Source organism: Brevundimonas sp. MEB006b (assembly GCF_030209705.1).
In the GTDB taxonomy this organism is placed as follows: domain Bacteria; phylum Pseudomonadota; class Alphaproteobacteria; order Caulobacterales; family Caulobacteraceae; genus Brevundimonas.
In genome coordinates this window covers 24,790-38,970 of sequence record NZ_JARVRL010000002.1, presented here as the reverse complement: position 1 = coordinate 38,970, position 14,181 = coordinate 24,790, and the positions used below count along the sequence as shown (strand labels likewise).

The 14,181-nt window shown below is 66.9% G+C and carries 12 protein-coding genes and 1 pseudogene; 9 read left to right on the top strand and 4 right to left on the bottom strand.

Translation table 11 applies throughout. From position 1 onward, the window contains the following. Positions 1-26: 26 nt before the first annotated feature. Together QRN13_RS01855 and QRN13_RS01850 are read left to right on the top strand one after the other, a co-directional pair. Positions 27-1,637 carry a methyl-accepting chemotaxis protein gene (locus QRN13_RS01855; RefSeq protein ID WP_284876611.1) on the top strand — a complete coding sequence of 537 codons (1,611 nt, stop codon included), beginning with the start codon at positions 27-29 and terminating at the stop codon, positions 1,635-1,637. 2 nt (positions 1,638-1,639) lie between these two features. Then, on the top strand, positions 1,640-1,900 hold the full coding sequence (locus QRN13_RS01850) for a hypothetical protein (protein ID WP_284876610.1): 261 nt from the start codon (positions 1,640-1,642) through the stop codon (positions 1,898-1,900). Positions 1,901-1,913: 13 nt separating this feature from the next. Here the strand turns inward: QRN13_RS01850 and QRN13_RS01845 are convergent, their stop codons facing one another. Next, positions 1,914-3,077: an MFS transporter gene (locus tag QRN13_RS01845; protein ID WP_284876609.1), complete on the bottom strand. Its 1,164-nt coding sequence runs from the start codon at positions 3,075-3,077 to the stop codon at positions 1,914-1,916. A gap of 137 nt (positions 3,078-3,214) precedes the next feature. Between QRN13_RS01845 and QRN13_RS01840 the strand changes: the two genes are divergently transcribed. The 3 genes from QRN13_RS01840 (at position 3,215) to QRN13_RS01830 (ending at position 5,665) form a co-directional block, all read left to right on the top strand. Beyond that, entirely contained in the window at positions 3,215-4,132 is a 918-nt protein-coding gene (locus QRN13_RS01840; protein ID WP_284876608.1) for a LysR substrate-binding domain-containing protein, read from the top strand. A 178-nt stretch (positions 4,133-4,310) separates the two neighbouring features. Further along, complete coding sequence (locus tag QRN13_RS01835; protein WP_284876607.1) at positions 4,311-4,949, top strand: cytochrome c oxidase assembly protein; 639 nt, start codon at positions 4,311-4,313, stop codon at positions 4,947-4,949. Further along, entirely contained in the window at positions 4,946-5,665 is a 720-nt protein-coding gene (locus tag QRN13_RS01830) for a cytochrome b (RefSeq protein WP_284876606.1), read from the top strand. Before QRN13_RS01835 ends, QRN13_RS01830 begins: the two co-directional genes overlap by 4 nt. A gap of 7 nt (positions 5,666-5,672) precedes the next feature. On the opposite strand, the pseudogene QRN13_RS01825 reads toward QRN13_RS01830, so the two are convergent. Continuing rightward, positions 5,673-6,137 (bottom strand): annotated as a pseudogene (locus QRN13_RS01825) (c-type cytochrome); the annotation flags it as partial. A gap of 226 nt (positions 6,138-6,363) precedes the next feature. On the opposite strand from QRN13_RS01825, the gene QRN13_RS01820 reads away from it, so the two are divergent. From QRN13_RS01820 to QRN13_RS01805, 4 genes are read left to right on the top strand one after another with little or no spacing between them, the layout of a single operon-like run. Then, positions 6,364-6,762, top strand: a complete 399-nt coding sequence (locus QRN13_RS01820; protein WP_082465125.1) for a c-type cytochrome — start codon at positions 6,364-6,366, stop codon at positions 6,760-6,762. Continuing rightward, positions 6,752-7,729, top strand: a complete 978-nt coding sequence (gene coxB / locus QRN13_RS01815; protein ID WP_271041618.1) for a cytochrome c oxidase subunit II — start codon at positions 6,752-6,754, stop codon at positions 7,727-7,729. The genes QRN13_RS01820 and coxB overlap by 11 nt, the downstream gene beginning before the upstream one ends. Beyond that, positions 7,726-10,272, top strand: a complete 2,547-nt coding sequence (locus tag QRN13_RS01810; protein WP_284876605.1) for a cbb3-type cytochrome c oxidase subunit I — start codon at positions 7,726-7,728, stop codon at positions 10,270-10,272. Before coxB ends, QRN13_RS01810 begins: the two co-directional genes overlap by 4 nt. Beyond that, positions 10,269-10,580 carry a hypothetical protein gene (locus tag QRN13_RS01805; RefSeq protein WP_284876604.1) on the top strand — a complete coding sequence of 104 codons (312 nt, stop codon included), beginning with the start codon at positions 10,269-10,271 and terminating at the stop codon, positions 10,578-10,580. The genes QRN13_RS01810 and QRN13_RS01805 overlap by 4 nt, the downstream gene beginning before the upstream one ends. A gap of 32 nt (positions 10,581-10,612) precedes the next feature. Here the strand turns inward: QRN13_RS01805 and QRN13_RS01800 are convergent, their stop codons facing one another. Together QRN13_RS01800 and QRN13_RS01795 are read right to left on the bottom strand one after the other, a co-directional pair. Continuing rightward, positions 10,613-12,805: a GumC family protein gene (locus QRN13_RS01800; protein ID WP_284876603.1), complete on the bottom strand. Its 2,193-nt coding sequence runs from the start codon at positions 12,803-12,805 to the stop codon at positions 10,613-10,615. An 81-nt stretch (positions 12,806-12,886) separates the two neighbouring features. Further along, positions 12,887-14,170 carry an outer membrane beta-barrel protein gene (locus QRN13_RS01795; RefSeq protein ID WP_284876602.1) on the bottom strand — a complete coding sequence of 428 codons (1,284 nt, stop codon included), beginning with the start codon at positions 14,168-14,170 and terminating at the stop codon, positions 12,887-12,889. Positions 14,171-14,181: the final 11 nt, after the last annotated feature.

Below are 14,181 nucleotides of genomic sequence, written 5' to 3'. Positions count from 1 at the left end.
ACTGACCGCCATGCAAGGGGGCCGTCATGTCGGACGCAATGAATCTGGATCAAAGACTTCGCTTCTTGAAGCTGGATAAGGCCGCAAGGTCTCGGCTCGCCGACGCCAGACCCGTCATCGAGGCGGCGCTTCAGCCCAGTCTTGAAGCCTTTTACGCCCAGGTTCGCGCGACGCCTGACGTGGCCCGCTTCTTCGGCGTGGAGAGCCAGATCGCGGGGGCCAAGGACGCCCAGGCGCGACACTGGGGCCTGATCGCCTCGGGCGCCTTTGATCCGGCCTATGTCGAGGGCGTGCGCCGCATCGGCCAAACCCACGCCCGGATCGGCCTGGAGCCGCGCTGGTATATCGGCGGCTACGCCCTGGTCCTGGAAGGGCTGATCGAGGCGATCGTCACATCCCACGCCAAGACGCGGTCGCTGTTTTCGAAGCGCGACGACGGCAAGGCCTTGTCTGCGACACTGGCCAGCGTTGTGAAGGCCGCCATGCTCGACATGGATTTCGTCATTTCGCTGTATCTGGAAGCCTCCGAGACCAAGCGCTTGGAGGCGGACCAGAAGCGCGCAGAGGCCGAGGCCGAGCAGACGCGGGTGGTGGAGGATACGGCGGCGGCTCTGGCGGCCCTGGCGCAGGGCGATCTGCGAACCCGCATCGCGTCCGACTTTACCGGTGGCTACGCGCGCCTGAAGACCGACTTCAACACCGCCATGCAGCGTTTGGACGACGCCATGGCCGAGATCGCCGGCAATACGGGCGCCATGCAACTGGGCGCCGCCGAAATCAGCGAAGCCGCCGACGACCTGTCGCGGCGCACCGAGAATCAGGCGGCGACGCTGGAGGAAACGGCGGCCGCGCTGGACGAGATCACCGCCACGGTGAAGCGGGCGGCCGAAGGCGCCAGTCGCGCCGCCGCGGTCGTGGAAACCTCGCGTCAATCCGCCGAGCAGTCGCGCGAGGTGGTCAGTCGCGCCGTCGCGGCCATGACCGCGATCGAACAGTCGTCGTCGCAAATCAACCAGATCATCGGCGTCATCGACGAGATCGCCTTCCAAACCAACCTTCTGGCCTTGAACGCGGGCGTCGAGGCCGCGCGCGCGGGCGACGCGGGGCGAGGGTTCGCCGTAGTGGCCTCCGAGGTTCGGGCCCTGGCGCAGCGCTCCGCAGAGGCGGCCAAGGAGATCAAGTCGCTGATCACCACCTCGTCCGTCCAGGTGAAGTCGGGCGTCACCCTGGTCGCGGAAACGGGCGAGGCCCTGTCGTCCATCGTCAAGCGCGTCGCCGAAATCGACGAGCTCATGAACGAGATTACGGCCTCGACGCGCGAGCAGTCGACGGCGCTGGAAGAGGTCAACACCGCCGTCAACCAGATGGACCAGGTGACCCAGCAGAACGCCGCCATGGTCGAACAGTCGACGGCGGCCAGCCACAGCCTGACCTCTGAAAGCCGTCAGCTGTCGGATCTGGTCCAGCGCTTCAGCCTGACGCGCGAAACCGCGCTGAGCAGCCAAGCTCTCGCCGCGCCGGCGCCGCGCAAGGCGAGCGCGGCCCGGCCTACGCGCTCAACCGCGCTGCGATCCTCCGGCTCGGCCGCGCTGGCCGTCGTGGAGGAGGCGGACACGGCCGGCTGGGAGGAGTTCTGAAGATGAGCGAAGGAAGCGCGAGCTACCGGATGACCTTGGCCTGCGGACGGCTTCTGATGCTCGACGAGATCAATGCGCTGACGTCGCGCTGGAACGAAGCCCTGGCCGCCAGCCAGACCGACGAACAGACCTTCCAGACCATATCCAACGCCTGGCGCGACATGGGCGCCTTCATCAGCCGCGCCGTCTTTCAGAACGCCGCCGACGTTCGCCGACTATCGCTCGAACACCGCTGCCAAAGCGCCGGCAACGACAATGGCTAGCGGACGGGGCTCCCTATTCGGCTGCGATCATTACGGCTGGTGGGCGTGACATCAGCACAATCATCAGCAGACCAAGGGCGGACGCGCCGGCGCCTGCCAGAGCGACAGCTGGATAGCCGAGGCCGCCGGCGATGACGGCGCCGCCCAGAGCGGCCCCGATGGCGTTGCCGAGATTGAAGGCGCCGATGTTGACGGCCGAAGCCAGGTTCGGGGCCTCACGCGCTGCATCCATCACGCGAACCTGAAGCGGCGGCACGAGCGCGAAGCTGGCGATGCCCCACAGGAAGATGAGAACGGCGCTTACGCTGGCCAAAGGCATGGCCACGGCGAAGGTCAGCAGGACGAACGACAGGCCGGCGAGGGTGACGATCAGCGTGCGATCGACGGAACGATCAGCAAACTTGCCTCCGACCCAGTTGCCGACGGTCAGCCCCAGCCCATAGAGAACGAGCATCGCGGTGACGAAACCCAGCGACGCACCGGTCTGTTCGCGCAGGATCGGCGTGATGTAGGTGAAGACGGTGAACATGGCGCTCGAGCCGATAACGGTCAGGGCCAAGGCCGAAAGGACGCGTCTGCGGCCAAGCACGCGCAGTTCAGCCAACATGTCGCCGGCGGCAGGTGCGGCGGCTTTCGGTAGCGTTAGGGCGAGGGCCGCCATCACCATGACGCCGATCATCGCAATGCCCCAGAAGCTGGCCCGCCATCCCAAGGTTTCCCCAGCCCAGGTGGCCAGAGGCACGCCCACGACATTGGCGATGGTCAAGCCCATGAACATGGCAGCCACCGCCCCGGCCTTGCGGTCTGGCGGCACGAGCCCGGCCGCGACAATAGCGCCGACCCCAAAGAAGGCGCCATGGTTCAGCGACGTGATGATCCGCGCGATCATCAGCAGGGCGTAGTTGTCAGCGAGCGCAGACAGCGCATTGCCAATCGTGAAGATGCCGGCGAGCCCGATGAGCAGGGTGCGGCGAGGAACGCGGCCTGTGGCCAGGGTCATCAAGGGCGCGCCCAGGACGACGCCCAGAGCGTAGGCGCTGATCAGCAGACCGGCCGATGGAATAGACACGCTTAGATCGGTTGCAATGACGGGCAACAGCCCCATCGGGGCGAACTCGGTCACGCCGATGCCGAACGCGCCGGCGGCAAGCGCCAGCAGGGGAGGGTTGAGTTTCATAGGATGGAAATCCGCAGACCAATAAGACTTGCGCACAGATGGACGCGGTCGTGCCCAGCGGTTAGGCCTTCCGAAAGCGAAGGATTTTTGAAATGCACGCAAAGGCGCCGTCAGCGGGCGCAGATCGCGCTCGCGACATGGAGGTGTTCGCGGCCGTGGCTGCGGCCGGCAGCTTTTCAGCCGCAGGTCGGGTTCTTGGGCTGACGCCATCGGCCGTAAGCCGAACGATCGATCGGATCGAGGCGCGACTGGGCGTGCGGCTCGTTCTGAGGACAACCCGCGCATTGACGTTGACGGCCGAAGGCCAGGCCTATCTCAGCGCCGCAAGGAGAATTGTCGCCGACCTGGATGAGGCTGAACAGTCCATTTCGGACCAGGGCGCGCCGCAGGGACGCCTAAGGGTTAGCGCATCCCTGGCGCACGGTCGGCAGGTGGTTGTGCCGCTGATCGGCGCGTTCGTGGCGCGCTACCCGCAAATCCTCGTCGATATCAATCTGACGGATAATGTCGTGGATGTCGCGGCTGGACAGGCCGATGTCGCCATTCGTTTTGGGCCGTTGCTGGACAGTCCGCTGACGGCGCGACGGCTGGGTGAGACGGGGCGAACGATCGTGGCGTCGCCGGCCTATCTCGCGCGTCGCGGCGTGCCGCGCGCGCCGGAGGACCTGCACCAACATGACTGTCTCAACTTCAACTTCCGAAGGTTGGAGCCCGTATGGCCCTTCCAACGGGACGGTCGTGACTATGCACTCACGGTTCGCGGCCCCGTCGAAGCGAACAATGGAGAGAGCCTGACGCAACTTGCGCTGGCCGGCGTCGGCGTAACGCGTGTGGGCAACTTCAGCGTCGCCGACGCGATCGCGAAGGGTGAGCTCGTGCCGCTGCTCGAAGATTTCAATCCTGGTGATCGTGAGCCCATCCATGCCGTATTCGTCGGCGGCGCCAGCGTTCCCGCTCGCGTCCGGGTGTTCGTCGACTTCTTGGTCGATCAACTGCGGCCACGGTCGGTTGCAAAGGACGCGACCGAAGTCGCCCTTAGTGCTGAAACGGGGTGATCGCGGCAATTCGTCGTAGAAATGATCCGCGCGGAACCGTCACAGCTGGCTTGGCTTTTCCATTTCACGGGGATCAGGAGATCCAGCAAGGGGCGAGGGTGCAGGTTTGAGTTGGATGCCGTATTGCGGTCCTGCGCCAGCTTTTGGCGAGTGGCGCTGGAATCTTGATCCGATCCTGTTGGCCGTCCTCGTTGCAGCCGCGGGCGTGGTCCTTTGGCGGTTGGAAGGGCGGCGGCGCGGCTATGGTCTGGCGGCTGTCGCTGTTTTAGCCGTTGGATTTGTCTCCCCGCTGTGCGCCCTCAGTTCGGCGCTGTTCTCGGCGCGGACGGTGCATCATGTGCTGTTGGTCGGCGTCGCCGCGCCGTTGCTGGCGGCGGCCCTGCCGATAAAACGATATGGATCGCTGATCCTGGCGACGGCGGTGCAGGCGGTGGTGTTCTGGGCTTGGCATGCGCCTGATGCTTATGGCGCCGCCCTGTCGAACAATGCGGTCTATTGGGTGATGCAGATCAGTCTGCTGGCGAGCGCCGTTTGGTTCTGGTGCGCGGCGCGGTCGGCGTCTGCACCGGCGGCGGTCATCGCCCTGTTGGCGGCCATGCTGGCGATGGGGCTGGTTGGTGCGGTGCTGACCTTTGCGGGGCAGGCGGTTTATGCGCCCCATGCCTATTCGACCCTGGCCTGGGGCCTGACGCCGCTGGAGGATCAGCAGGCGGCCGGGCTGATCATGTGGGCGCCGGCGGCGGCGCTGTATCTGTTCGCCGCCCTGTGGCGGCTGGGGCGGATGATCGGCCCTGACGCCGAGGCGCATCCGGCATGATCGAAAGACTGTTCAGGCAGCTGCTGGAATGGGCGGCGGGTCACCATGACGAGGGCCGCTATTCGCCCGTCGGCATCGGCTTTCATTGGGTGATGGCGGGGCTGGTGATCTTCCAACTCGGCTGGGGCTGGTGGATGGGGCGGCAGCCGGTGGGCGGGGCCATGATGGCCGCCTACGACCTGCATTTTGCGATCGGCGTGCTGATGCTGATCCTGGTGATCGGCCGACTGTCATGGCGACTGCTGGCGCCCGACCTGATCAATGATGCGGACAAGCCGGGTTGGGAGAGCATGGCCGCCCATGTGACCCACTATGTCTTCTACATCTGCCTGTTCGGCCTGCCGCTGTCGGGCTGGGCCATGGTTTCGGCGACGGATCGGACGCGTCAGCTGGAGACGTTGGGCTTCATCAAATGGCCGCTGCTGCCGCTGCAGGATCTGTCGAACACCCAGCTATGGGCGATCGAGGCGGCGGCGGAATGGATGCACTGGGGACTGGTCATCACGCTGCTGCTGATGATCCCGATCCACGCCGGCGCGGCGCTCAAGCACCATCTGATCGATAGGGACGACGTGTTTCACGCGATGCTGCCGGTCGTGCCGCAGCTTCGACCGAAGCGGACCCGGTGGCAGCGGCGCTGGCGCGCGCTGGAGAAGCGGGTTGCGTCGACAGCCAGAACGCTATGGCGCGGGCTTCTGGGTCCGAAAGCGATTTGACGGCGGCGGCCATCACGCCGCGCGGGTCGTTGCGGCGTTTGCCTGCTTTCCAGCGGTCGATCTGTTCCAGCGTGTAGGCGGCGGGCTGACCCGCGATCTGCGGGTTGCCGCCTTGGCCCGAGCCTTGACCTCGGTCGCCGTGACATGAGGCGCAGGCGACGATGCCGCGCGAAGGGTCGCCGTTCAGATAGATGTCGGGCGCAGGCGCCATCGACGCGGGCGTTTGCGTCGGCGGCGCGGGCAGGGCGGCGTAGTAGGCGGCGACCTCGCGTCGGCCCTGCTGGTCCAAGGCCTTGGCGATGCGGGTCATGGCGTCGTCGGGACGAAGGCCCGATGCATAGTCTTCCAACTGTTTCTGCAGATAGCCGGCGTCCAAACCCGCCAGGCGCGGGGCGGCGACCCCGTCCCCGCCGCCGTCCAGGCCGTGACAGGTGAAGCAGGCGTTGGCCGCCCCGCCGGCGCCGCCGCTCATGGCGATGACCTGACCGTTCGCCGTGAAGGTGCGATCCGTCTGGCCCGGCGTGGAGTCGCAGGCGGCGAGGCCGGTCAGCAGCACAAGGACGGAAAGGGAGGCGCGCACGGCGGTGCAACACCTGCTTATGGCGAAGGTTCCTTATGGCGATGCGCCGAGGCTCCATGTCGCAGTCGGGAACCTCCGTCCGACAAGGGGATTGCTCTGGCGAAGCTTTGGGGGGCGGATGGGTTTTCGGACGACGGGCGAGGCGATGGGACGAAGGGCGGCGGCCTGCGCGCTGGCGCTCGCCCTGTGCGCCTGCGTGGACAAGTCCGACCTGCCCCGGCCGGTGGTTCAGGCCGATGCGGCCGCCGGACTGGCGGTGATCAAGGAAGTCGGTTGCGCCGCCTGTCACCGGATACCCGGCGTCGCCTGGCCCGAGGGCCGGTCCGGCTCGAACCTAGCGGGGTTCGGCGCGCGCCCCCTGATCGCCGGACGCTTGCCGAACCAGCCCGATGTCCTGATCCGCTGGCTGATCGACGCGCCGTCGATGGACCCCGGAACCGCCATGCCGCCCATGCCCCTGACGCAAGACCAAGCCCGCGACGTCGCGGCCTATCTGTACACGCTCGATGAAGACTGACGCCCCTCCCGGAATCGCCGGCTGGCCGCCACCCGTGCTGGATCCGGCCGGACCCTTCGCCGGACCGATCCAGACCGTCGCCTGGGTGCTGTTCATCATGGCGGCGGTGGTCATGGTTGTGGTGGCCGTGGCGCTCGGCATCGCCCTGTTCGGGCCGCGCAAATGGAAGCGGCGGGTCGGCGGCGAACGCCTGATCTGGATTGCGGGACTGGTCTTCCCGGTGGTCGTTCTAACAGGGCTGCTGGTCTATGGGCTGACCACCACGGCGCGGGTGGCCGATGCGCCCAAGCCCGGCGAAATGCGGGTGCGCGTCACCGGCGAAATGTGGTGGTGGCGCGTCGCCTATCTTGACGGTCAGGGGCGAGAAATCGTCCAGGACGCCAACGAGGTCCACATCCCGGCCGGCCAGCCTGTCGTGTTCGAGCTGGAAAGCGCGGACGTGATCCACAGCTTCTGGGTGCCGCGCCTGGGCGGAAAGACCGACATGATCCCCGGCCGCCGCAACTTCATGCGCCTGCAAGCCGATGCGCCTGGGACCTACGGCGGCCAATGCGCCGAATACTGCGGCGGTCCTCACGCCCTGATGGGGCTGGTGGTCGTGGCCCATGCGCCGGACGACTATGTCGCATGGTTGGCGCGTCAGTCGCGGCCGGCGGCCGTCGTGCCCTCGGCTCAGGGGCCGCTTGCCTTGATCGACCAGGGGCGCAACGTCTTCGCCGCCTCGGGCTGCGCCGCGTGTCACACCATTCGCGGAACCGAGGCGAACGGTCTGGCGGGACCGGACCTGACCCACGTCGGCTCGCGCCAGACGCTGGGCGCCGGCATCCTGCCGAACAATCAGGGGACGATGGCCGGCTGGATTTCGGACAGCCAGAGCCTGAAGCCCGGCAACCGGATGCCGTCCTATGCCGTCCTGTCGGGCCAGGACGTGCGCGCCGTCGCCGCCTATCTGGAAAGCCTGAAATGAGTTCGGAAACCGGGTTCGATCCCGAACTCTACAAACGCTTCCCCACCACCGAAGCCCGGCCCGAGGGCGAGCTGGAGCAGCTCGACGAGGTCTGGTGCGGCCCGCGGCGGCCGTGGGAGTGGATCACGGCGATCAACAACAACTACATCGGCGTCTATTACGTCGGCGCGGCCATGCTGTTCTTTATGCTGGCAGGCGTGCTGGCGCTGTTGATGCGGACCCAACTGGCCCTGCCGATGACCGGCTTCCTGGCGCAGGAAACCTACAACCAGATCTTCACCATGCACGGCACGGTGATGATGTTCCTGTTCGCGGTGCCCGCGGTCGAGGCGCTGGGCGTACTGTTGCTGCCGCAGATGCTGGGGGCGCGCGATCTGCCGTTCCCGAGGTTGAGCGCCTACGCCTTCTGGGCCTATCTGGTCGGGGGGCTGTGCTTCTTCGCCTCGTTGTTCTTCGGCTTGGCGCCGAATGGCGGCTGGTTCATGTATCCACCGCTGACGTCGACGACTTACTCGCCGGGCATCAACGCCGACTTTTGGCTCTTGGGCATCGGCTTCATTGAGATTTCGGCCATCGCCGGCGCCATCGAGATCATCGTCGGGGTGCTGAAGACGCGCGCGCCGGGCATGACGCTGGACAAGCTGCCGATCTTCGCCTGGGCCATGCTGATCTTCGCCTGCATGATCATCATCGCCTTCCCGTCGATCATTCTGTCTACCCTGCTGCTGGAGCTGGAACGCGCGCTGGGCTGGCCCTTCTTCGATGCGGCCAAGGGCGGCGACCCCATGCTGTGGCAGCATCTGTTCTGGTTCTTCGGCCACCCCGAGGTCTACATCATCTTCCTGCCGGCGGCGGGGGCGATGTCGACCCTAATCCCGGCCGTCGCCCAGACCAAGCTGGTCGGTTATCGACTGGTGGTCCTGGCTATGCTGGCGACCGGGTTCATCAGCTTCGGCGTCTGGGCGCACCACATGTTCACCACGGGCATGCCGCAGATCTCGATCAACTATTTCAGCGCCGCCTCCATGGCCGTCAGCGTGCCGGCGGGGGTTCAGGTCTTCGCCTGGATCGCCACCCTGGCGGCGGGCAAGATGCGGTTCAACACGCCCGGCCTGTTTGCGGTCGGGGGGCTGGTGATCTTCGTCATGGGCGGGCTGACCGGGGTGATGGTCGCCATGGTGCCGTTCGACTGGCAGGCCCACGACAGCTATTTCATCGTCGCCCACCTGCATTACGTTCTGATCGGCGGGATGGTCTTTCCGCTGTTCGCCGCCATCTACTACTGGACGCCGATGTCCAGCAGTCGGCCGCTCAGCGAGCGGTGGGGCAAGTGGATCTTCTGGCTGATGTTCGTCGGTCACAACGTCACCTTCATGCCCATGCACCTGACCGGGCTGATGGGCATGCCGCGCCGGGTCTATACCTATCTGCCGGATCGGGGCTGGGACCTGCCCAATATGATCTCGACCGTCGGCTCCTTCATGTTCGGCCTGGCGGTGGTGCTGTGGATGATCGACATGATCCGCAACTTCCGGCCCTTCGGCGAGAAGGACGCGGGCAATGTCTTCGGCGGGCCGGGGTTGGAGTGGCTGCCCGCCGGCCGATACTCGCTGCGGTCCGTCCCGGTGATCAAGAGCCTGTATCCGGTGTGGGACCAGCCGAACCTGGCGCGCGATGTCGAGGCCGGCCGCTACTTCCTGCCCGGCGCCCCGCGCGGCGAGCGCGAGACCATGATCACCAGCCCGATCAACGCCGAGCCCCAATATCTCCAGCGGATGCCCCGGCCCTCCAGCTGGTATGTCTGGGGCGCAATCTTCACAGCCGGCTTTTTCTTGATCCTGACGATCCAGGCCTATGTCGCCTCCTTGGTCAGCGGCGTGCTGGCTGTCTACTGCATCCTCAAATGGTGCTGGGGACTGGATCGGCCCGGCGGTCCCGCGACGGTGGACGTCGGCGGCGGTGTGCGACTGCCGACCTATGTGTCCGGCCCCAGTAGTCACGGCTGGTGGGCGATGGTCATCACCCTGATCGTGTCGGGCATGGTCGCGATCATGGCCTGCTTCTCCTACGTTTTCCTGTGGAGCCGGCGGCCGGACCTGTGGCAGGCGCCGCCTGAGATCGGCTCGCTGCCATTGACCTTGGGTCTGCTGGCGGCCGCCGGAATCGGCGCCTGGGCGTCTCAAGGCGCGCTGAAGCTGGACCGGCCGCGCAGCGCCGGCATCGCCTCTGTCCTAATGCTGGTCGCCACCGTGGCGGCGGGCGGCGCCTTTGCGTCTGAGGCCTCGGCCTGGTGGAGCTCGGGCCTTCGCCCCGACGCCTCCAGCCAGGGCGCGACCGTCTATGCGCTGTTGGCCTGGCAGGGGACATTCGTCGGCATCTCGCTATTGATGGGGCCGTTCGTCCTGCTGCGCTGGCTTTGCGGCCTGGTGTCGTCCCGCTATCCGGCGACGTTCGAAGTGGTCACCCTGTTCGTGGCCTTCACAGCGGTTCAGGGCGCGGCGACGACCCTTTTGATCCGCCTGTTTCCGGGCGTCGGCGCATGAGGTTCTGGCTGCTTATGCTGGGCGGCCTGCTGATCTGGGCCGCCCATTTCCTAGGCTTGTATCTGCTGTCCAGCGCCGCCGACGTGGCGCGTGGGGATGTCGGCGCCTGGAACGCTGTCGGGCTGATTTTCAGCGCCCTCTGCCTGGCAAGCATTGGCGCCTTATGTTGGAAATGCCTGGTTGCCCTGCGTGCAAAGCCGGAAGCGACACGGTCCTTCGGCTTGCGCCTGGCGATCGCCGGCAGCTTGCTTGGCGCGATCAGCGTTGTGTTTCAAACTCTGGTGCTTGTCGTCGGTAGTAGGATGTGAAGCTGATTTTGCGGCCTGATCTCTACCGACAATCAGGCCGCATAGTATTTTCTATAGGCCCGGTAATGATAGTCGGCTTGGCCATAACTTACGCCGGCCTGCGCCCGGACATCGACCTGGCTCAGGGTGACGCCGAGGGGGCGGGCGCCAGATTGATGCAAGATTCGCAGGGCGGCGGCGACGGCGCGCGCGGGCGTCTTTCGCCAGCGAGCGAGCAGGACGACGCTGTCGGCCTTGGCCGCCAGGATACGGGCGTCGGCGAGGACTAGGACGGGCGCGGTGTCGATGACGATCAGGTCGAAGGCCTGACGCAGTTCGTCGAGCAGGATGGTCATCGGCGGGGCGCCGAACAGGTCGTCGGCCGACTGGCCTGATCCCGACAGGGGCAGAACTTGTGCGCCGGACGCCGGGTCCAGCACCAAGACGTTTCGCCAGGCCGCCGCGCCGTGCAGGACCTCGGCCAGGCCGTGATCGGGGTTCAGGCCCAGCATTCGAGTCACGCCACGCCGACGCGGGTCGCCGTCGATCAACAGAACGCGTCCGCCGGAGCGCGCGGCGACGCGGGCCAGACAGACGGCTGTAGTGGTCTTGCCTTCGGCAGGCAGGGCGGACGTGACGGCGACGATGCGCGCGGACGGTTCGCCCACGACGCTGACGATGGGGGTGATCGAGGTGCGCAGCGCGCGGAAAGCCTCGGCGAAGACCGACAGCGGGCGTTGGACGACGAGGTCGATCGGATGCAGCGTTTGATCTTCAGCCGCCGCCACCGATGAGGCCAGCGGAACGGCGCCGACGGCCCCGACGCCCAGCCTGCGCTCGATGTCATCGGGGCCGCTGAGGCCTGTCTGCAAGGCGTTGGCGATGATGACGGCGCCGGTTCCCGCCGCCGCGCCGAGCATCAAGCCCAGCGTGAGACTGATCATCAGGTTCGGCGCGCTTTGCGCGGTCGGAGGTGTGGCGCGCGAGACGATGCGGGCGTCCGCCTGTTCGACGCCGGTCTGGGCGCTGGTCTCGCGATAGCGATCCAGGAAGGCGCGGTAGATGGCGCGGGCGGCTTCGGCCTCGCCTTCCAGTTCGCGCAGGCGCACCGAGGCGGCATTGTTGTCGGCCAGGGCGCCGCGCGCGGCGTCCAGGCTGGACTGGACCGAGGCGGCGCGTTGGCGGGCAACCTGGGCTTGGGCGTCGAGATTGGAGACGACACGGCGGATCTCGGCCTGGATCTGAGCGTCGATGTCGGACAGCTCCTGACGGGCGCGGATCATGTCGGGGTGCAAAGGGCCGTAGCGGACAGAAAGGTCCGCGACGCGCGTACTGATCGCGGCGCGCTGGGCGCGCAGGTTCTGGACGACGGGAGAGGAGAGGGCCTCGCCGACATCGTCGCCGTTGGAGCCGGCCGCCATCTGGGCGCGGGCGGTGCGCAGGCGGGCGTCCTGCTCGGCCTGCTGCGCGCGGGCCAAGGCGAGTTGCTGGTTGTACGCCGAGATCTCCTGCTCGGTCAGGGTGGCGCCCTGGGCGCTGAGCAGGCCGTTTTCTATCCGGTAGGCTGAGACGGCCGCGTCGGCGGCCTCGACCTGGCGGCGCAGGTCTTCCAGTCGGGCGCCCAGGAAGGTGTTGGCCTGGGCGTTGGCGTCGAACTTGGCGGTGAGTTGAGACTGCAGATAGGCGTCGGCGAAGGCATTGGCGATTCGGGCCGCCTTGGTCGGGTCTTCGGAGGTAAAGCTGATCGCCATCGAATAGGTCAGGCCGACGCGGCGCACGGTCAGGCGTCGCCGGACGGCGTCGATCACCTGTTGCCGCTCGATCTGAGGGTCGGTAGCCGCAGGCGTGGCGCGCGGCAGGCGCCGGGTAAGGGGCGAGGATCGCAGGCGAGCGTTGAACTCGGGATCGCGAATTAGATCCAACGTCTGCACGACTTGGGCGGCAAGCTGGGGTGACTTCAGAACTTCGACCTCGGTGTCGACGATGGCCGCCTCGGCGTCGAGCGCCGACAGCACGGCCTGTCCCGCAACGACCTGTTCCTTGCGCGTATTGATCTGGAGGCTGGCGGTCGCAGTATAGACCGGAGGCTGGCCGAGCATCAGCGCCAGCACGATCAGGCAGACGACGGCTGCGACAGCGGTGAACAGACCGAGGCGACGCCGGAAGGCGGCGATCAGGGCGTGGAGGTCGATGGCGTCGTCTGCCGGCTGGCCGGGACCGCCCATCGCGGTGTCGTGGTAGGTCATCGCGCCATCGAACGGTGATCGTCCCGTCCAGTCCTGCGATGACGCCTTCAGGTTGTCAATCTTCGCGCTTTGGCCGTGTGTTCAGAACTGCGAGACGACCGCGACGGACAGGCGCGTCGAGTGATAGCTCGGTCCTGCAACCGCGCCGGACGAGGATTGGTCGAGATAGGTCAGACCGGCGGTCAGGCCGTAGCGACGGTCGAGGCGATAGAGGGCGCTGAAGCCGGCGGCGAAGCGGGTGTCGGTGCGGTCGAGGCCGGTGTAGTCGTCTTCGCTCCACGCCGTTTCCGCCGTCAGGATCAGGTTGCGCAGCAGTTCGTGATCCATGCTGATCGACACGTCGGTGCGCAGGGCGCCGGCCGAGCCGATCACGCCGGTGTCCTCGACGCTGCGCCCGGCGGCGGCGGTCAGGGTCGTCAATTGCGTCGGAAACCACGACAGGCGCGCACGACCGCCAAAGTCGTCGAGATCGCCGTAGGCTGCGTTCTGGAAATCCTGGCGGATATAGCCGGCGGCGACCTCGCCCCGGATCAGCGCGCCCAGCTCGAAGTCCATGCCAGCCAAGGCTTCGTGACCGGAAGAGGATCGTTCCGGCGACACTGCCACCTTGCGATAGTCGCGGTCATCGCGGGCGACCTGGACGAACAGGGCCGTCGCGGGAGAGAGGGCGTAGTCGGCCCGGCCGGTCAGCCGGGCGACGGTGCGATCCCGGTCGTCCTGTTCGATGACGGCGCCGGCGTCGTTCAGCCCATCGCGATAGTCGTAGCGAAGGACTGCGGCGTTGGCGGACAGGCGCAATCGCCCCCGAGTGCGTGTCGCCGCCAGCGAGGCGGAGGCCAGATCGAAGGCGATCGGGCGGCGAGCGGCGGGGCGGGCCCCGGCGGCCGTTCGGGCCTCGTGATCGTGGGCGTAGTCGGCGGCCAAGGTGACGTCGACGCCTCGGGCAACGTCGAGACGGCCGGCGCCACTCAGGCTCCAGTCGGTCGTGTTCTCGCTGTCGAAGTCCAGGTTGCGGTCGATGTCGGCGCGGACGCGGGTTTCAAGCGCGTGGCGCGACCAGTGGGATCGGACGACGACCTCAGGCGTCAGGCGCAAGGTCGTTGCAGGCTGACGGTCGTCTTCGGCTGCAAAGACATTGTCGTCATGGACCACGCCCGACCGAAGCCGGGGAAAGGCCGTGAAGCCGCCGGCCCGGACGCCGAGCGGGTCATAGGCGGGTTGCGGCCGGTCACGCACGGCGACCGCGCGGTTGCGAACGAAGAGGTCGATTTGCGCGTCCTGAGCGGAGCGCAAAGCCTGGGCGGAGGCGTCGGTTGCGCCGAACAGCAACAGGACGAAGCCGGCCGGCAGGATTCTGTGTCGCATCGGCTCCCCAG

Excerpts from the sequence above, each read along its gene's own strand:
- QRN13_RS01840 (WP_284876608.1), top strand. The coding sequence starts at position 3,215 with ATGGAGGTGTTCGCGGCCGTGGCTGCGGCCGGCAGCTTTTCAGCCGCA.
- coxB (WP_271041618.1), top strand. The coding sequence starts at position 6,752 with ATGAAGACTGACGCCCCTCCCGGAATCGCCGGCTGGCCGCCACCCGTG.
- QRN13_RS01805 (WP_284876604.1), top strand. The coding sequence starts at position 10,269 with ATGAGGTTCTGGCTGCTTATGCTGGGCGGCCTGCTGATCTGGGCCGCC.
- QRN13_RS01845 (WP_284876609.1), bottom strand. The coding sequence starts at position 3,077 with ATGAAACTCAACCCTCCCCTGCTGGCGCTTGCCGCCGGCGCGTTCGGC.
- QRN13_RS01830 (WP_284876606.1), top strand. The coding sequence starts at position 4,946 with ATGATCGAAAGACTGTTCAGGCAGCTGCTGGAATGGGCGGCGGGTCAC.
- QRN13_RS01795 (WP_284876602.1), bottom strand. The coding sequence starts at position 14,170 with ATGCGACACAGAATCCTGCCGGCCGGCTTCGTCCTGTTGCTGTTCGGC.
- QRN13_RS01800 (WP_284876603.1), bottom strand. The coding sequence starts at position 12,805 with ATGACCTACCACGACACCGCGATGGGCGGTCCCGGCCAGCCGGCAGAC.
- QRN13_RS01850 (WP_284876610.1), top strand. The coding sequence starts at position 1,640 with ATGAGCGAAGGAAGCGCGAGCTACCGGATGACCTTGGCCTGCGGACGG.
- QRN13_RS01855 (WP_284876611.1), top strand. The coding sequence starts at position 27 with ATGTCGGACGCAATGAATCTGGATCAAAGACTTCGCTTCTTGAAGCTG.
- QRN13_RS01810 (WP_284876605.1), top strand. The coding sequence starts at position 7,726 with ATGAGTTCGGAAACCGGGTTCGATCCCGAACTCTACAAACGCTTCCCC.
- QRN13_RS01820 (WP_082465125.1), top strand. The coding sequence starts at position 6,364 with ATGGGTTTTCGGACGACGGGCGAGGCGATGGGACGAAGGGCGGCGGCC.